General features: G+C 68.5%; 14 protein-coding genes. 7 read left to right on the top strand and 7 right to left on the bottom strand.

What is annotated here, in order from left to right:
* Positions 1-4: 4 nt before the first annotated feature.
* Entirely contained in the window at positions 5-460 is a 456-nt protein-coding gene (locus LIN44_RS05985) for a DUF2214 family protein (RefSeq protein ID WP_115680776.1), read from the bottom strand.
* 122 nt (positions 461-582) lie between these two features.
* Positions 583-1,803, bottom strand: a complete 1,221-nt coding sequence (locus LIN44_RS05990) for a CaiB/BaiF CoA-transferase family protein (RefSeq protein ID WP_227313943.1) — start codon at positions 1,801-1,803, stop codon at positions 583-585.
* 295 nt (positions 1,804-2,098) lie between these two features.
* Here LIN44_RS05990 and alaS point away from each other — a divergent pair, with 295 nt between their 5' ends.
* The gene (alaS, locus tag LIN44_RS05995) at positions 2,099-4,723 is read left to right on the top strand and encodes an alanine--tRNA ligase (protein ID WP_227313944.1); all 2,625 of its coding nucleotides are present in this window, start codon (positions 2,099-2,101) and stop codon (positions 4,721-4,723) included.
* A gap of 205 nt (positions 4,724-4,928) precedes the next feature.
* Here alaS and LIN44_RS06000 read toward each other — a convergent pair whose 3' ends face one another.
* From LIN44_RS06000 to LIN44_RS06010, 3 genes are all read right to left on the bottom strand, one after another.
* On the bottom strand, positions 4,929-5,693 hold the full coding sequence (locus LIN44_RS06000) for a slipin family protein (protein WP_227313945.1): 765 nt from the start codon (positions 5,691-5,693) through the stop codon (positions 4,929-4,931).
* Positions 5,694-5,695: 2 nt separating this feature from the next.
* On the bottom strand, positions 5,696-7,144 hold the full coding sequence (locus LIN44_RS06005) for a nodulation protein NfeD (protein WP_227313946.1): 1,449 nt from the start codon (positions 7,142-7,144) through the stop codon (positions 5,696-5,698).
* A 93-nt stretch (positions 7,145-7,237) separates the two neighbouring features.
* Positions 7,238-8,137 (bottom strand): LysR family transcriptional regulator, encoded by a 900-nt coding sequence (locus tag LIN44_RS06010; protein ID WP_227313947.1) that lies wholly within the window; start codon positions 8,135-8,137, stop codon positions 7,238-7,240.
* Positions 8,138-8,265: 128 nt separating this feature from the next.
* Here LIN44_RS06010 and LIN44_RS06015 point away from each other — a divergent pair, with 128 nt between their 5' ends.
* From LIN44_RS06015 to LIN44_RS06040, 6 genes are all read left to right on the top strand, one after another.
* Complete coding sequence (locus tag LIN44_RS06015) at positions 8,266-9,513, top strand: YbfB/YjiJ family MFS transporter (protein ID WP_227314344.1); 1,248 nt, start codon at positions 8,266-8,268, stop codon at positions 9,511-9,513.
* 183 nt (positions 9,514-9,696) lie between these two features.
* Positions 9,697-10,470, top strand: a complete 774-nt coding sequence (locus LIN44_RS06020; RefSeq protein ID WP_227313948.1) for a class II aldolase/adducin family protein — start codon at positions 9,697-9,699, stop codon at positions 10,468-10,470.
* Positions 10,471-10,521: 51 nt separating this feature from the next.
* Entirely contained in the window at positions 10,522-10,710 is a 189-nt protein-coding gene (locus LIN44_RS06025; protein WP_062801336.1) for a 4-oxalocrotonate tautomerase, read from the top strand.
* Between the two features lie 28 nt (positions 10,711-10,738).
* Positions 10,739-11,770, top strand: coding sequence for a low specificity L-threonine aldolase (locus LIN44_RS06030; RefSeq protein ID WP_227313949.1), 1,032 nt, complete (start codon positions 10,739-10,741; stop codon positions 11,768-11,770).
* Between the two features lie 53 nt (positions 11,771-11,823).
* A complete protein-coding gene (locus LIN44_RS06035; RefSeq protein WP_227313950.1) occupies positions 11,824-12,408 on the top strand; it encodes an NUDIX domain-containing protein in 585 nt (194 codons plus the stop codon).
* Between the two features lie 51 nt (positions 12,409-12,459).
* Positions 12,460-12,687 (top strand): sulfurtransferase TusA family protein, encoded by a 228-nt coding sequence (locus tag LIN44_RS06040; protein WP_010813669.1) that lies wholly within the window; start codon positions 12,460-12,462, stop codon positions 12,685-12,687.
* A gap of 90 nt (positions 12,688-12,777) precedes the next feature.
* On the opposite strand, the gene galU is transcribed toward LIN44_RS06040, so the two are convergent.
* Both galU and LIN44_RS06050 read right to left on the bottom strand, forming a co-directional pair.
* Positions 12,778-13,668: a UTP--glucose-1-phosphate uridylyltransferase GalU gene (gene galU, locus LIN44_RS06045; protein WP_227313951.1), complete on the bottom strand. Its 891-nt coding sequence runs from the start codon at positions 13,666-13,668 to the stop codon at positions 12,778-12,780.
* Between the two features lie 138 nt (positions 13,669-13,806).
* Positions 13,807-16,674, bottom strand: coding sequence for a valine--tRNA ligase (locus LIN44_RS06050; RefSeq protein WP_227313952.1), 2,868 nt, complete (start codon positions 16,672-16,674; stop codon positions 13,807-13,809).
* Between the last annotated feature and the right edge of the window lie 189 nt (positions 16,675-16,863).

Below are 16,863 nucleotides of genomic sequence, written 5' to 3' on the forward strand. Positions count from 1 at the left end.
ATTGTCAGCGGGCCCCGATGCCGCGCGCCATCATCACGGCGCACAGCGGCAGCAGGATCACCAGGTGCGATTCGATCATGACCCAGCGCCGTGCCGCCTTGATCTCGGACGGCGGCGGCACATAATCGGGCAGCCTGCGCGCCTGCTTGCGCCAGCGCGCGATGGCCAAGGTCGGCGGCAGCGAGCACAGCGCGATCAGCACGAACACGCCCATCTTGGCGTGGAACCACGGGTTGTGCAGGTAGAAGTCCGCGCCCTTGGCGCCGTAGAACAGGCGCAGCAGGCCGGTGGCCAGCGCCAGCATCGCCGACAGGAAATAGAACAGGTCGTACAGCGACAGGCGCCGCACCGTGGCCGGGGTCAGGTCCGGGCGCAGCGCCACGGCCTCGGCGGCCATCAGCGTGATCAGGACGAAGATCGCAAGGAAATGCAGGAAGGCCAGGATGGCGTCGGTCAGCATGGGTTCTCCTTTGCTTGGCGCGGGCCGTGCGCTGGCGCGGACCCGGCGAAAGTACTTCAGCGGGGACTGAACTTCCGGAAAGCACCGCGGCGGGCCGGCCTGCCGCGGACAGGAGGAGAATCTTACAGCACACCCTTTGCACGAAGCGCAGCGATCTGCGCGGCGCTGTAGCCCAGCGTGTCGGCCAGCACCGTGTCGGTATGCTCGCCCAGCAGCGGCGGGTGGCGCAGCGCCTGCGGCGGCGTCGCGCTCATCTTGATCGGGCTGCCGACCAGCTTGACCTCGCCCGCGCTCGGGTGCGGCAGGTCCACGCGCAGGCCGCGCGCCTTGACCTGGTCGTCCTCGAATACATCGTCGAGCGTATTGATCGGGCCGCACGGCACGCCCGCGGCTTCCAGGTCGCGGATCCATTGCGCGCGGGTGCGCGGCCGCACCATCTCGGCCAGCATCGGCACCAGCACGTCGCGGTTGGCCACGCGCTGCGGATTGGTGGCAAAGCGCGGGTCGTCGGCCAGCTCGGGCCTGCCGCCGTCGGTGACGAACTTGCGGAACTGCCCGTCGTTGCCCACCGCGACGATGATCCAGCCGTCGGCGGCCTGGAAGGTCTGGTAGGGCACGATGTTCGGATGCGCGTTGCCCCAGCGGCGCGGCGCCTGGCCGCTGGCCAGGTAGTTGGTGTTCATGTTGGCCAGCATCGCCACCTGCACGTCGAGCAGTGCCATGTCGATGTACTGGCCCTCGCCGGTGCGGTCGCGGTGCGCCAGCGCCGCCAGCACGGCGATGGTGGCGTACTGGCCGGTCATCAGGTCGGAAATCGCCACGCCGGCCTTCTGCGGGCCGCCGCCGGGCAGGTCGTCGCGCTCGCCGGTCAGGCTCATGAAGCCGCCCATGCCCTGGATGATGAAGTCGTAGCCGGGGCGCGCCGCGTACGGGCCGGTCTGGCCGAAGCCGGTGACCGAGCAGTAGATCAGGTCGGGCTTGACCTGCCTGAGCGAGTCGTAGTCCAGGCCATACTTCTTCAGCTGGCCGACCTTGTAGTTCTCCAGCACCACATCGCTCTGCGCGGCCAGGTCGCGCACGATCTGCTGGCCTTCGGGCGTGCTGATGTCGCAGGTGACCGAGCGCTTGTTGCGGTTGGCGGCCAGGTAGTAGGCGGCCTCGGCGGTGTCGCGGCCGTCTTCGTCCTTGAGCCAGGGCGGGCCCCAGGTGCGGGTGTCGTCGCCGGCGCCGGGACGCTCGATCTTGATCACGTCGGCGCCGAAGTCGGCAAGGTTCTGGGCGCACCACGGCCCGGCGAGGACGCGGGTCAGGTCGAGGACGCGGAGATGGCTTAAGGCTCCCATGGCGGTATTCGAGGCAGAGGTAAGGCGGGAATCGGATCCGGACTGCGGGTGCGCGGCGCGCCCCGGAAAGGGGGCGGCGCGGGTTGGCTGCACTGTACCACCGGCAAACCGCCGGTGCTGTCGAAAGTGATGTATGCGGCTCTCGTGGCGATGGGATTCAGGGCGATAGCCGGCCGCTTCCCGGGCGCCGTGGCTGACCTGCCCGACGGCCTGCCTTGCCCGTATAATCAACGGTTTGCAAATCCCATACTGATTCGTCGCGCCCGGCCATGCCGGGGCAAGCGTCCGCCATCCCATGAAAGTCTCAGACATTCGCAGCAAGTTCCTGCAGTTCTTCGAATCGAAGGGCCATACCGTGGTCCGCTCGTCCAGCCTGGTGCCGGCGAACGACCCGACGCTGCTGTTCACCAATTCCGGCATGGTGCAGTTCAAGGACGTGTTCCTCGGCACCGACAAGCGCCCGTACACCCGCGCGACCTCGTCGCAGCGTTCGGTGCGCGCCGGCGGCAAGCACAACGACCTCGAGAACGTCGGCTACACCGCGCGCCACCATACCTTCTTCGAGATGCTGGGCAACTTCTCGTTTGGCGACTACTTCAAGCGCGAAGCGATCCAGTACGCATGGGAATTGCTGACCAAGACCTACATGCTGCCGGCCGAGAAGCTGTGGGTGACGGTCTACGCGGAAGACGACGAAGCCTACGACATCTGGGCCAAAGAAGTCGGCGTGCCGGCCGAGCGCATCGTGCGCATCGGCGACAACAAGGGCGCGCGCTACGCCTCGGACAACTTCTGGCAGATGGCCGACACCGGCCCGTGCGGCCCGTGCTCGGAAATCTTCTATGACCACGGCCCGGACGTGTGGGGCGGCCCGCCGGGATCGCCCGAGGAAGACGGCGACCGCTACATCGAGGTGTGGAACCTGGTGTTCATGCAGTTCAACCGCGACGAGCAGGGCAACATGACGCCGCTGCCCAAGCCGTGCGTCGATACCGGCATGGGCCTGGAGCGCATTGCCGCGGTGCTGCAGCATGTGCACAGCAACTACGAGATCGACCTGTTCCAGGCGCTGATCAAGGCCGCCGCGCGCGAGACCCATATCGACAACCTGAACCAGAACTCGCTGAAGGTCATTGCCGACCATATCCGCGCGTGCGCGTTCCTGATCGTCGATGGCGTGATCCCGGGCAACGAAGGGCGCGGCTACGTGCTGCGCCGGATCATCCGCCGCGCCATCCGCCACGGCTACAAGCTGGGCCAGAAGACCCCGTTCTTCCACAAGCTGGTGCCGGACCTGGTCGAGCAGATGGGCCAGGCCTATCCGGAGCTGGCCGAAGCGCAGTCGCGCGTGACCGAAGTGCTGAAGGCCGAGGAAGAGCGCTTCTTCGAGACCATCGAGAACGGCATGGCCATCCTCGACGCCGCGCTGGCCGAGCTCAAGCTCAAGGGCGGCAAGACGCTCGACGGCGAGCTCGCGTTCAAGCTGCACGACACCTTCGGCTTTCCGCTGGACCTGACCCAGGACGTGTGCCGCGAGCAGGAAATCGGCGTCGACGAAGCCGCCTTCGACGCCGCCATGAACCGCCAGCGCGAGCAGGCGCGCGCCGCCGGCAAGTTCAAGATGGCCGCCGGCCTGGAGTACACCGGCGACAAGACGGTGTTCCACGGCTACGAAAAGCTGGAGCTGCCGCAGGCCAGGGTCACCGCGCTGTATGTGGATGGCGCCTCGGTCGACACCATGCAACCTGGCCAGACCGGCGTGGTGGTGCTCGACCACACCCCGTTCTACGCCGAGTCCGGCGGCCAGGCCGGCGACCAGGGCGTGCTGCAGGCCGGCAATGCGGTGTTCGCGGTGGCCGACACCACCAAGATCCAGGCCGACGTGTTCGGCCACCAGGGCACGCTGCAGGGTGGCGCGCTCAAGCTCGGCGACGCCGTCTCGGCGCAGGTCGACGCGCTGCGCCGGGCGCGCACCGTGCGCAACCACTCGGCCACCCACCTGATGCACAAGGCGCTGCGCGAAGTGCTGGGCAGCCACGTGCAGCAGAAGGGCTCGCTGGTGGACGCGGACAAGACCCGCTTCGACTTCTCGCACAACGCCGCGCTGACCGATGCGCAGATCCGCCAGGTCGAGGAGATCGTCAACGCCGAGATCCTGCGCAACGAAGACACCCACGCCGAGATCATGCCGTTCGACGACGCGGTCAAGAGCGGCGCGATGGCGCTGTTCGGCGAGAAGTACGCCGACGACGTGCGCGTGCTGTCGATCGGCACCTCGAAGGAACTGTGCGGCGGCACCCACGTGCACCGCACCGGCGATATCGGCCTGTTCAAGATCGTGATGGAAGGCGGCGTCGCCGCCGGCATCCGCCGCGTCGAGGCCATCACCGGCGACAACGCGCTGCACTACCTGCAGGGCCTGGATGCGAAGCTGAACGAAGCCGCCGCCGTGCTGAAGGCGCAGCCGTCCGAGCTGGTGCCGCGCATCGGCCAGGTGCAGGACCAGGTGCGCGCGCTGGAGAAGGAGCTGGAGCGCCTGAAGAGCAAGCTGGCGGCTTCGCAGGGCGACGAGCTGGCGGCGCAGGCGGTCGACGTGAAGGGCCTGAAGGTGCTCGCCGCGCAGCTGGACGGCGCCGACGTGAAGAGCCTGCGCGAGACCATGGACAAGCTCAAGGACAAGCTGCAGAGCGCCGCCATCGTGCTGGGCGCGGTCGCCGACGGCAAGGTCAGCCTGATCGCCGGCGTTACCGCCGATGCCACCGGCAAGGTCAAGGCCGGCGAGCTGGTCAACTTTGTCGCCCAGCAGGTGGGCGGCAAGGGCGGCGGCCGTCCCGACATGGCGCAGGCCGGCGGCACCGAGCCGGCCAAGCTGCCGCAGGCGCTGGCGGGCGTCAGCGAGTGGGTGGCGGGCAAGGTTTGATCGGCTGAGGGTTTGCTCCCCTCTCCCGCTTGCGGGAGAGGGGCAGGGGGTGAGGGCGGGCGGTGGCAATAGCGACGCGCGTCACTTCGTGGAGGCACCGGCCCTCACCCCAGCCCTCTCCCGCAAGCGGGAGAGGGAGCCCACAGTGGGTCGAGGTCACGTTGTCACAAAAGCAGGAAGGGCGCTCCGGCGCCCTTCCTGCTTTTTACTTTTCCGGCGTTCCCGTAGCGCTGCGCAGCGTCGTCAGCAAATCGATCGGCAGCGGAAACACGATGGTCGAACTCTTGTCCCCCGCGATCTGCGTCAGCGTCTGCATGTAGCGCAGCTGCATCGCCTGCGGCTGCCGCGCCAGCATCTGCGCGGCTTCCAGCAGCTTCACCGAGGCCTGCAGTTCGCCTTCGGCATGGATCACCTTGGCGCGCCGCTCGCGCTCGGCCTCGGCCTGGCGGGCGATGGCGCGGACCATGGTCTCGTTCAGGTCGACGTGCTTGATCTCGACGTTCGAGACCTTGATGCCCCAGCCGTCGGTCTGCGCGTCCAGCGCCTGCTGGATGTCGAGGTTGAGCTTCTCGCGCTCGGCCAGCATCTCGTCGAGCTCATGCTTGCCCAGCACCGAGCGCAGCGTGGTCTGCGCCAGCTGGCTGGTGGCTTCGAGGAAGTTCGCCACCTGGATGATGGCGCGTTCGGGATCGACCACGCGGAAGTACACCACCGCATTGACCTTGACCGAAACGTTGTCGCGCGAGATCACGTCCTGCGGCGGCACATCCATCACCACCGTGCGCAGGTCGACCCGGACCATCTGCTGCACCGCCGGGATCAGCAGCACCAGTCCCGGGCCCTTGACCTTCCAGAAGCGCCCGAGCATGAACACCACGCCGCGTTCGTATTCGCGCAGCACGCGGAACGAGGTGATCACCAGCAGTGCCAGCAGGAAGATCACACCGCCGAAGCTGAATCCGTAGGCCATGGTCAGGCTCCCTTGTCAGGGGTCGGTTGGGAAGGGGAGGCCGGCGCGCTGCCGGCGGCGATCACTTCGAGCACCAGGCCACTGCGTCCGGTGACCAGCACCGGCGTGCCGCGCGCCAGCGGCGTGGCGCTGCGCACGCGCCAGGTCTCGCCGCGCACGCTGGCCCAGCCTTCTTCGCGCAGGTCGTCGAGCAGCTCGCCGCGGCTGCCCACCAGCGTGTCGGCGCCGCTGACCACCGGGCGCTTGCGCGAGCGCATCAGCATCGCCGACATGCCGAACACGAACACCGCCGACAGCGCCGACATCGCCGCCACCATCGGCAGCGGCACGCCGAAGCCGGGCACGTCGGTGTCGATCAGCATCACCGCGCCGAAGGCGAAGGCGATGATGCCGCCGACCCCCAGCGCGCCGAAAGTGGGCAGGAACAGCTCCGCCACCATGCAGCCGATGCCCAGCGCCACCAGCGCCAGCCCGGCGTAGTTCACCGGCAGCATGTGCAGCGCGAACAGCGCCAGCAGCAGGCAGATCGCGCCGACGATGCCGGGCACCACCATGCCCGGCGTGGAGAACTCGAAGATCAGCGCGTAGATGCCGATCATCATCAGCAACAGCGCCACGCTGGGCTCGGTGATCACGGCCAGGAAGCGGTTGCGCCAGTCGGGCTCCAGCGTCACGGTGGGGGCGTTGCGCGTGTGCAGCGTGCTGGCCTTGCCGCCGGCGGCGGTCAGCTTGCGCCCGTCGAGCTGGCTCAGCAGCGCGGGCAGGTCGGACGCGACCACATCGATCACGCGTTGCGCCAGCGCCTCGTCGGCCGACAGGCTGACCGATTCGCGCACCGCGCGCTCGGCCCATTCGGCGTTGCGCCCGCGCAGCTGCGCCAGGCCGCGGATATAGGCCGAGGCATCGTGCAGCTGCTTGCGCGCCATGGCATCGCCGGTCGCGGGCGCGCTGGCGGGGGCCGACGCGGGGCTCGCGCCGGGCAGCGCGTCAGGCTTCTGCGGGCCGCCGATGCCGACCTGCACCGGCGTCGCCGCGCCCAGGTTGGTGCCCGGCGCCATCGCCGCGAGATGGCTGGCATAGAGGATGTAGGTGCCCGCGCTGGCCGCGCGCGCGCCGCCGGGAGAGACATAGCTGGCCACCGGCACCGGCGAGGCCAGGATCGCCTGGATGATGTCGCGCATCGACGCATCGAGCCCGCCGGGCGTGTCCATCTCCAGCACCACCAGCTGCGCCCCGGCTTCGCGGGCGCGTGCCATGCCGCGCAGGATAAAGCTGGCGCTGGCCGGGCTGACCGCGCCTTTCAGGGGGATCACGTACACCGGCGCGGTGGCCGTGGCCGTGCCCGCCGGCGGGGCCGCGGCGCCGCTGCCGCCGAAGGCAAGCGCGCAGCACGCCAGCACCAGGCTGGACAGCAGCCGGAAGGCCCGCAGCAATGCGGTGGCAGGGTTCATGGCAGGGGCGGGGCACGCGAGGTGCCGTGGTGGCGCCACTTCAAGTGTAGGCCACCGGGCACATCTTGCACGCGGCCCCGCCGGCCCGAGCGCTCAGGCCGCCGCGAGTTCAGGCCCGGCCGAGCCGGGCGGTGCGGGCGCAAGTTCGGGCAGGGCCTCGACCAGCGCATGCAGCGCGGCGCTGGCCATCGACGGCTGCCACGCCAGCAGCGTGCGCACCCGGCCTGCCGCCCCCAGGCTGTGCTGCTGGATCGCGGGCAGGTCGCGGTACAGGCCCAGCACCGAGCGCGGCACGATCGCCGCGCCGATGCCGGCCGCCACGCAGGCGACGATGGCATGGTAGGAGCTGAGCTGCAGCACGCGCGGCGTCGGCGCGGTGCCGGTCCCGTACCAGGTCTCGAGCCGCGCGCGGTAGTTGCAGCCCGGCTCGAACGCCAGCAGCGTCGGCACTTCCAGGTCAGCCGCGCTGTGCACCGGGCGATGGTGCGCGCGCGTGATCACCACCAGCTCTTCCTCGAACACCGGCAGCGCGCGCAGCGCCGGGTCGGCCAGCGGCTCGGCCACGAAGGCGCAGTCGACCTCGAAGCGCGCCAGCGCATCGAACGCCTGCCGCGTCGCCAGCGTCACCAGTTCCAGCTGCACCTCGGGCCAGGCCTGGTGATACGCCGCCAGCACCTGGGGCAGGCGGCTCGCGGCGGTGCTTTCCATCGAGGCAATGCGCAGCCGGCCATGCGGGCGGGCCGGCAGCACCGCCTGGCGCGCTTCTTCAGTCATGGTCAGGATGCGGCAGGCGTAGTCGAACAAGGTCTGGCCCGACGGGGTCAGCACCATGCGCCGCCCGTCGCGCACGAACAGGTCGACGCCCAGCGACTGTTCCAGCTGGCGGATGCGGGTGGTGACATTGGACTGCACCCGGTGCAGCCGCTCGGCCGCGCGGGTGACGCCGCCGGCTTCGACGACGGCGCGGAAAATCTCGAGCGCGGCAAGGTCCATGGCGGGGCTCCGGCTGATCCATCTGGAATCAAGATGTCTGGCATCTTGATAATTCATTTTTCGGGATGATGATGGCAGCGTAGCATACAGACATCGCAATGCAACCGCTGCCCCCGCAGCCACCCCCGATGCCGACGCCGCACAGCCTGGAGTCTGAACACCCTGCCGCGCGCGTGGCCGCCGCCGCGCCAGCGCGCCGCGAGGCCGGACCGTTCGCGGTGGCGCTGGCGGGCCTGGTGTCGCTGGCGGTGGTGATGGGCATCGGCCGCTTCGCCTTCACGCCGCTGCTGCCGATGATGCTGCATGACGGCACGGTCACGTTGCAGCAGGGCGGCTGGCTTGCGACCGTGAACTACATCGGCTACTTCGTCGGTGCCGCGGTGTGCATGTTTATCCGGCCCGATGCGGTGCGCATGGTGCGCTGGGGCCTGGTGGCCACGGTGCTGCTGACGCTGGGCATGGCCTTGCCGGGCGGCATGCCCGCGTGGTCGCTGTGGCGCGCCGCCGCGGGCGTCGCCAGCGCCGTGGTGATGGTCTACACCGCCGGCTGGTGCCTGCAGCGGCTGGCCGAGCTGGGCAAGCCCGAGCTGGCCGGGCTGATCTTCTGCGGCCCGGGCCTGGGCATCGTCGTCACCGGGCTGGGCGCATCCGGCATGGTGGGCGCGGGCTGGCATGCTGACCATGGCTGGCTGGCCTTCACCGCGCTGGCGGTGGTGCTGGTGGTGGCGGTGTGGCGGATTTTCGTGGCGCCGCCCGCGGTGGCGGCAGCGGCACCAGCGCCCTCGACGGACGCCGCCGGTGCCGGCGACGCGCGGCTCGACGCCCAGACCTGGGTGCTGACGCTGGCCTACGGCCTGGCCGGCTTCGGCTACATCATCACCGCGACCTTCCTGCCCGTGATCGCGCGCGAAGCGCTGCCCGGCACGGTGTGGGCCGACCTGTTCTGGCCGATCTTCGGCGCGGGTGTGGCGCTGGGCGCGTTCCTGGCGACGCGGGTCGGCATGGGGCACGACAACCGCAAGCTGCTGGCGTGGCTGTACGGCATGCAGGCGCTGGGCGTGGCGATCGCGGTGATGTGGCCCAGCGTGGCCGGCTTTGCGCTCAGCAGCTTGCTGGCGGGGCTGCCCTTCACCGCGCTGGTGGCGTTTGCGATGCGCGAGGCGCGGCGGCTGTGGGGGCCGCACGCACCACGGCTGATGGGCCTGATGACCGCGTCCTACGGCCTGGGCCAGATCGCCGGCCCGCCGCTGGCGACCGCGCTGGTGGCGCGCACCGGCGGCTTTGCCGCTTCGCTGGCGTGCGCCGCGGCGGCGCTGGCGCTGGGGGCGCTGGTATTCGCGTGGATGCGGCGCGCGTGGCCGCTGCCGGCTGCCTGAGTGGCCTTCCGGGGAGCGGCCTTCCGAGAGCGCCCCAGGCCCGCGGCCAAGGTACGCTAAAGTATTGCCTTTGCCGCCCGGCGCCACGCGAGCGGTTGCGCGCCCGCCGTGCAGCCCGCGGCGCCGCACAGAAGGCCGGGGCCGTACCCGGCACGCCAGACCCGGCGGCGCAGGAGCGACCCCATGTCTTTTGCCTTGCAGCCCGCGCGCGCCGCGGGCGCTTCCCATCCCGTCACAGCCGAAGAACAGCGCGTGCGCGTCGACCTGGCCGCCGCCTATCGCCTGGCCGCGCACGAGGGCTGGGATGACCTGATCTACACCCATATCTCGGCCACGGTGCCGGGCGAGCCGGATCACTTCCTGATCAACCCGTTCGGCTTTGCCTTCGACGAGATCCGCGCCAGCGACCTGGTCAAGATCAATGGCCGCGGCGAAGTCGTCGGCGACACCGTGCATCCGGTCAACGTGACCGGCTTCGCGCTGCACGCGGCGGTGCATGCCGCGCGCGCCGATGCGATGTGCGTGATGCACCTGCATAACACCGCCGGCATCGCGGTGTCGGCGCAGGCGGCGGGGCTGCTGCCGCTGTCGCAGCATGCCATGCGTTTCCATGGGCGCATCGCCTACCACGACTACGAGGGCCTGGCCTTCACCCCGGCCGAGGGCGCGCGGCTGACCGCATCGCTGGGCGCGCATCCGGCCATGCTGTTGCGCAACCACGGCACGCTGACGGTGGGCCGCACCGTGGCCGAAGCCTATGTGCTGATGGCGACGCTGATCAAGGCCTGCGAGATCCAGATCGCGGCGCAGGCGGGCGGCGCGCTGGTGCAGCCCCCCGCCGCCGTGGCGGACCGGACCTCGGCGCAGCTGTACGACGATGGCGCCGTTGAAGGCGTGCTGGAATGGCCCGCGCTGCTGCGCAAACTGGATAGAATCGATCCTTCTTACCGGGACTGAAGGGAAGGACTTTTCCGCCCGGATCACAACAATCAAGCACAGGAGCAATGTATGCCGACTTTCCACGTCGAAATGTTTGAAGGCCGCACCATCGAGCAGAAGCGCAAGTTTGTCGAGGAAGTGACCCGCGTCAGCTGCGAAACGCTGGGCTGCTCGCCGTCGGCGGTCGACATCATCATCACCGACGTCAAGCGCGAGAACTGGGCCACCGGCGGCGAGCTGTGGGCCGACAAGAAGTAAGGCGCCAGGCCGCTCCACACTGAACCCCATGCAGCACTTCGCCTCCGACAACTACGCCGGCTTCTGCCCGGAATCGCTCAAGTATTTCCTCGAAGCCAACGGCAGCGGCCATGAGCAGGCCTATGGTGACGACAGCTGGACGCAGAAGGTCTGCGACCGCATCCGCGACCTGTTCCAGACCGATTGCGAAGTGTTCTTCGTGTTCAACGGCACGGCGGCCAATTCGCTGGCGCTGTCGGCGCTGTGCCAGTCGTACCACTCGGTGATCTGCCACGAACTGGCGCACATCGAGACCGACGAATGCGGCGGGCCGGAGTTCTTCTCCAACGGCTCCAAGCTGCTGACCGCGCCGGGCGAGAACGGCAAGCTCACGCCCGACGCGGTCGAGGCGCTGGTCACGCGCCGCGCCGACATCCATTACCCCAAGCCCAAGGTGGTGTCGCTGACGCAGTCGACCGAAGTCGGCACCGTGTACAGCGTCGAAGAGGTGCGCGCGATCGCCGCCATTGCCAAGCGCCGGCAGTTGCGCGTGCATATGGACGGCGCGCGCTTTGCCAACGCGGTGGCGTCGCTGGGCGTGCATCCATCGGAAATCACCTGGCGCGCGGGCGTCGACGTGCTGTGCTTCGGCGGCACCAAGAACGGGCTGCCGGTGGGCGAGGCGGTGGTGTTCTTCGACCGCCGCCTGGCCGAGGACTTTGCCTACCGCGTCAAGCAGGCCGGGCAGCTGGCGTCGAAGATGCGCTTTATCTCCGCGCCGTGGCTGGGCTTGCTCGAGAACGACGTATGGCTCGCCAACGCGCGCCATGCCAATGCGATGGCGCAACTGCTGCAGCAGCGCATCCGCGACATCCCCGGTGTGCGCATCATGTTCCCGACGCAATCCAACGCGGTTTTCGCCGAGCTGCCGCTGCCGGCGATCGAGGCGCTGCGCGCAAAGGGCTGGCGCTTCTACACCTTTATCGGCGCGGGCGGCTGCCGTTTCATGTGTTCGTGGGACCTGCACCCGCAAACCGTGGAGGCGCTGGCCGCCGACATGCGCGCCGCCTGCGGCACGTAGCGGCGCCGAATCCCGCCTGCGCATACTGATAACGACGAGACACAGGAGCCCCCATGACTTACCGATTCTGCCCGCAGTGCGGCGGGCCGCTGGAGCTGCTGCCGCTGTCCGGGCGCGAACGCCACGCCTGCGTGCAGCAGGACTGCGGCTTCGTGCACTGGAACAACCCGCTGCCGGTGCTGGCGGCGGTGGTGGAGTACCAGGACAAGCTGCTGCTGGCGCGCAACGCCGCATGGCCGGAGAAAATGTTCGCGCTGGTGACGGGCTTCCTGGAACGCGACGAGCCGCCCGAACTGGGTGTCGCGCGCGAGCTGAAGGAAGAGACCAACCTCGATACCGAATCGGTCGCGCTGATCGGCGTCTACGAGTTCATGCGCAAGAACGAGCTGATCATCGCCTATCACGTCAAGGCCACGGGTACCGTCGAACTGTCCGAGGAACTGGCCGAGTACAAGCTGGTGGCGCCCGAGGACGTGCGCGTGTGGTCGGCCGGCACCGGCTTTGCGGTGGCCGACTGGCTTGCCGCGCGGGGCTACCCGGTGCGCTTCTTCGACCGCCAGACCGGCGCCGACATTCCGGACCCGCGCCGGCCCCACGACTTCACCCAGGTCGGCGCTTCGCTACAATACCGCTGGTAAGGCCGGTTTTCCCGCCGGCCTCCCGCCCCCAGGCATCAAAGGAAGAGACGAATGGAGTTCCAGAAAGAAGTGGATGCGCGCGGCCTGAACTGCCCGCTCCCTATCCTGCGCACCAAGAAGGCCCTGGCCGACATGGCCAGCGGCGACGTGCTCAAGGTGCTGGCCACCGATCCCGGCGCCACGCGCGATTTCCAGGCCTTTGCCAAGCAGACCGGCAATGAGCTGCTGTCGCACTCGGAAGTCGACAAGGTGTTCGTGTTCTACATGCGCCGCCGCTGACGGGCGGCATGCGGGCCCCGCACCGGGCGGGCCTGGACGAAGAAAAAGCCGCTTGAAGCGGCTTTTTCTTGATGTGCGCGAGGCGAATGCTCAGCTGTTCGGTCGCGTCAGGTGCTCGCGCGATTCCAGGTAGGCGCTGAAATCGGTGCCGACTTCGGGGTGCTTCAGCGCAAACTCCACCGTCGCCTTCAGGTAGCCCAGCTTGCTGCCGCAGTCATAGCGGCGGCCCTGGTAGCGGTAGGCCAGCACCTGTTCCTGGCCCAGCAGCGACTGGATCGCGTCGGTCAGCTGCAGCTCGCCGCCTGCGCCGGGCTTGAGCTCGCGCAGGTGGTCGAAGATGCGCGGCGTCAGGATGTAGCGCCCGACCACGCCCAGGTTGGACGGCGCATCTTCCGGCGCCGGCTTCTCGACGATGCCCGAGACCTTGATCACGTCATCGTCCCATTCGCGCCCATCGATCACGCCGTAGGAGCGGCTCTGCTCGGGCGTGATTTCCTCGACGCCCAGCACCGAGCAGTTGTAGTGGTTGAAGGCGTCGACCATCTGCTTCATCACCGGCGGCTGGCCGTCGATCAGGTCATCGGCCAGCATCACCGCGAACGGCGTGTCGCCCACCAGCTTGGCCGCGCACAGCACCGCGTGGCCCAGGCCCAGCGCTTCGGGCTGGCGCACGTAGTAGCACTCCACGTTGGCCGGCTTGATCGAGCGCACCACATCCAGCAGCGCCTGCTTGTTCTTCGCTTCGAGCTCGACTTCCAGTTCGAAGGCCTTGTCGAAATGGTCCTCGATGGCGCGCTTGGAGCGGCCGGTGACGAAGATCATCTCGGTAATGCCGGCTGCCATGGCTTCTTCCACGGCGTACTGGATCAGCGGCTTGTCCACCACCGGAAGCATTTCCTTGGGGCTGGCCTTGGTGGCTGGCAGGAAGCGGGTGCCCAGGCCCGCAACCGGGAACACAGCCTTGGTGACGCGATTTTCCATATCAGGTGTACCTCTCAGATTCCAATCCATAACCCTGCCAGCCAGCGCGGGCGCCGTCTGTCCGGTTCTGTCCGACGATGCCGGCACAGAACCCCCGGCTGGCAGGGGCGTGATGCAGGCGCCTGGCCGACCGTTGGGTCAGGCCGGCAGCCGCTGCAGCTGGCCCTGCAGCTTGGCCAGCGTCTGCTCGAAATCGGACAGGCGCTGCGTCTCTTGCGCCACCACCGCGGGCGGTGCCTTGGCGACAAAGCTCTCGTTCGACAGCTTGGCGCGGCACTTGCCGATCTCGCCACCGATGCGTTCGACTTCCTTCGACAGGCGCGCGCGCTCGGCGGCGACATCGATCTCGATCTTCAGCAGCAGGTGGTTGCCCCCGGCAATCGCGACCGGCGCACCGGCGCCCTCCGCTTGCAGGGTGGCTTCATCTTCGAAGACGCGAACTTCCGAAAGTTTCGCCAGCGCCTGGATATGTGCGCTGGCCGCCTTCAGGAAGGCGCTGTCGCCCTGCGCATACAGCGGGATGCGCTGCGCCGGCGAGATGTTCATTTCGCCGCGCAGGTTGCGGCAGGCGTCGATCACTTCCTTCAGGCGCGCCACCCACTGTTCCGCATTCTCGTCGATCTTGGCGACGGCGGGCAGCGGATACGGCTGCAAAGCGATCGTTTCCGCACCATCGCCGCTGGCGCGGCCGGCCAGCGGGGCCACCTTCTGCCACAGTTCCTCGGTGATGAACGGAATGATCGGATGCGCCAGGCGCAGCACGGTCTCGAGCACGCGCAGCAGCGTGCGGCGCGTGGCGCGCTGCTGGGCCGGGGTGCCGTTCTGGATCTGCACCTTGGCCAGTTCCAGGTACCAGTCGCAGTACTCGTCCCAGACGAACTTGTAGATCGCGTTGGCGATATTGTCGAAGCGGTATTCGGCAAAGCCCTTTTCGACCTCGGCCTCCACGCGCTGCAGCAGCGACACGATCCAGCGGTCGGCCTGCGAGAAATCGAGGTAGCCGTCCGGACCGCAGTCCTGGTTGCACGGGCCCATGCCGCAGTCATGGCCCTCCGTGTTCATCAGCACGAAGCGGGTGGCGTTCCACAGCTTGTTGCAGAAGTTGCGGTAGCCCTCGCAGCGGCCGGTATCGAAGTTGATGTTGCGTCCGAGCGTGGCCAGCGAGGCGAAGGTGAAGCGCAGCGCGTCGGCGCCGAAGGCCGGGATGCCCTCGGGGAATTCCTTCTTCGTCTTCTTCTCGATCTTGGGCGCGTCCTTGGGCCGGCGCAGGCCGGTGGTGCGCTTCTTCAGCAGCGTGTCGAGGTCGATGCCGTCGATCAGGTCGACCGGGTCGAGCGTGTTGCCCTCGGACTTGCTCATCTTCTTGCCTTCCGAATCGCGCACCAGGCCGTGCACGTAGACGGTATGGAAGGGCACCTTGCCGGTGAAGTGCTTGGTCATCATGACCATGCGCGCCACCCAGAAGAAGATGATGTCGTAGCCGGTGACCAGCACCGACGACGGCAGGAAGTGCTTCAGCTCGGGCGTTTCCTCGGGCCAGCCCAGCGAGGAGAACGGCACCAGCGCCGACGAGAACCAGGTGTCGAGCACGTCTTCCTCGCGGCGCAGCGCGCCGGTGCTGCCGGCGGCCTTCGCCTTGGCGAGCGCTTCCTCTTCGGTGCGGCCGACGAAGCAGTTGCCGGCGTCGTCGTACCACGCCGGGATCTGGTGGCCCCACCACAGCTGGCGCGAGATGCACCAGTCCTGGATATTGCCCAGCCACTGGTTGTAGGTGCTGATCCAGTTCTCCGGCACCAGCTTGATCTCGCCGCTCTGCACGGCCTCGAGCGCGACCTCGGCGATCGAGCGGCCCGGGTAGAAAGTGCCTTCCGGCGCCGGCTTGCTCATGGCGACGAACCACTGGTCGGTCAGCATCGGCTCGATCGCGCTGCCGGTGCGCTCGCTTCGCGGGGTCATCAGCTTGTGCTTCTTGACGTCTTCGAGCAGGCCCTGCTTGTCGAGGTCGTCGACGATGGCCTTGCGCGCGTCGAAGCGGTCCAGGCCGGCATAGGCGGCGGGGGCGTCGGCAACGATCTTCGCGTCCAGCGTCAGGATCGACAGCTGCGGCAGGTTGTGGCGCTGGCCGACGGCGTAGTCGTTGAAGTCGTGGCCCGGGGTCACCTTGACCACGCCGGTGCCGAACTCGCGGTCGACGTAGTCGTCGGCGATCACCGGGATCTGGCGGCCGGTCAGCGGCAGGTGCACCGACTTGCCGATCAGGTGCGCGTAGCGCTCGTCTTCCGGATGCACCATCACGGCGACGTCGCCGAGCATGGTTTCCGGACGCGTGGTGGCCACGGTCAGGTGGGTCAGGCCGCCCTTGGCGTCAGCCTCGACCAGCGGATAGCGGATATGCCACAGCGAGCCTTCTTCCTCGACGCTGTCGACTTCCAGGTCGGACACCGCGGTGCCCAGCACCGGGTCCCAGTTGACCAGGCGCTTGCCGCGGTAGATCAGGCCCTGCTCGTACAGGCGCACGAACACCTCGGTGACCGCCTTCGACATCTCCGGCGACATGGTGAAGTACTCGCGGCTCCAGTCGATCGACGCGCCCATGCGCCGCACCTGGCGGGTGATGGTCGAGCCCGACTCTTCCTTCCAGGCCCACACCTTCTCGGTGAACTTCTCGCGGCCGAGGTCATGGCGCGACACCCCCTGGCCCTCGAGCTGGCGCTCCACCACGATCTGCGTGGCGATGCCGGCGTGGTCGGTGCCCGGCACCCACAGCGTGTTGGCCCCGGCCATGCGTGCATGGCGCGCCAGGCCATCCATGATGGTCTGGTTGAAGGCATGGCCCATATGCAGCGTGCCGGTCACATTGGGCGGCGGCAGCTGGATCGCGAAGTCCGGGCGGGCAGGATCGAAGGTGGGCTTGGCGATGCCGCGCTTCTCCCACTCGGGGCCCCATTTCGCCTCGATGGCGGCGGGTTCGAAGCTCTTGGCAAGCGATTGGTCTTGGGCGGTCATGCTGGGATGTCGAGGTTGGCGTCTGGATGCGTGGCAGGTGCGGTGCCCTGCGCCTGGCGGTCGCTGGCGGCCCGGGAAGGCCGGCCTGGCGCCAGTGAAACGACAAATTATACGGGGGCGGGCGGCCGGTGCCTATTTCGTGGCCGGAGCCGGCCGGTGCGCGGCTTGTGCGCGGCTTGTGCGCGGGCT

It is taken from the genome of Cupriavidus sp. MP-37 (assembly GCF_020618415.1).
In the GTDB taxonomy this organism is placed as follows: Bacteria; Pseudomonadota; Gammaproteobacteria; order Burkholderiales; family Burkholderiaceae; genus Cupriavidus.

What these genes read in the sequence shown, in the direction of transcription:
- LIN44_RS05985 (WP_115680776.1), bottom strand. Translation starts at nt 460, where the DNA reads ATGCTGACCGACGCCATCCTGGCCTTCCTGCATTTCCTTGCGATCTTC.
- LIN44_RS05990 (WP_227313943.1), bottom strand. Translation starts at nt 1,803, where the DNA reads ATGGGAGCCTTAAGCCATCTCCGCGTCCTCGACCTGACCCGCGTCCTC.
- alaS (WP_227313944.1), top strand. Translation starts at nt 2,099, where the DNA reads ATGAAAGTCTCAGACATTCGCAGCAAGTTCCTGCAGTTCTTCGAATCG.
- LIN44_RS06000 (WP_227313945.1), bottom strand. Translation starts at nt 5,693, where the DNA reads ATGGCCTACGGATTCAGCTTCGGCGGTGTGATCTTCCTGCTGGCACTG.
- LIN44_RS06005 (WP_227313946.1), bottom strand. Translation starts at nt 7,144, where the DNA reads ATGAACCCTGCCACCGCATTGCTGCGGGCCTTCCGGCTGCTGTCCAGC.
- LIN44_RS06010 (WP_227313947.1), bottom strand. Translation starts at nt 8,137, where the DNA reads ATGGACCTTGCCGCGCTCGAGATTTTCCGCGCCGTCGTCGAAGCCGGC.
- LIN44_RS06015 (WP_227314344.1), top strand. Translation starts at nt 8,266, where the DNA reads ATGCCGACGCCGCACAGCCTGGAGTCTGAACACCCTGCCGCGCGCGTG.
- LIN44_RS06020 (WP_227313948.1), top strand. Translation starts at nt 9,697, where the DNA reads ATGTCTTTTGCCTTGCAGCCCGCGCGCGCCGCGGGCGCTTCCCATCCC.
- LIN44_RS06025 (WP_062801336.1), top strand. Translation starts at nt 10,522, where the DNA reads ATGCCGACTTTCCACGTCGAAATGTTTGAAGGCCGCACCATCGAGCAG.
- LIN44_RS06030 (WP_227313949.1), top strand. Translation starts at nt 10,739, where the DNA reads ATGCAGCACTTCGCCTCCGACAACTACGCCGGCTTCTGCCCGGAATCG.
- LIN44_RS06035 (WP_227313950.1), top strand. Translation starts at nt 11,824, where the DNA reads ATGACTTACCGATTCTGCCCGCAGTGCGGCGGGCCGCTGGAGCTGCTG.
- LIN44_RS06040 (WP_010813669.1), top strand. Translation starts at nt 12,460, where the DNA reads ATGGAGTTCCAGAAAGAAGTGGATGCGCGCGGCCTGAACTGCCCGCTC.
- galU (WP_227313951.1), bottom strand. Translation starts at nt 13,668, where the DNA reads ATGGAAAATCGCGTCACCAAGGCTGTGTTCCCGGTTGCGGGCCTGGGC.
- LIN44_RS06050 (WP_227313952.1), bottom strand. Translation starts at nt 16,674, where the DNA reads ATGACCGCCCAAGACCAATCGCTTGCCAAGAGCTTCGAACCCGCCGCC.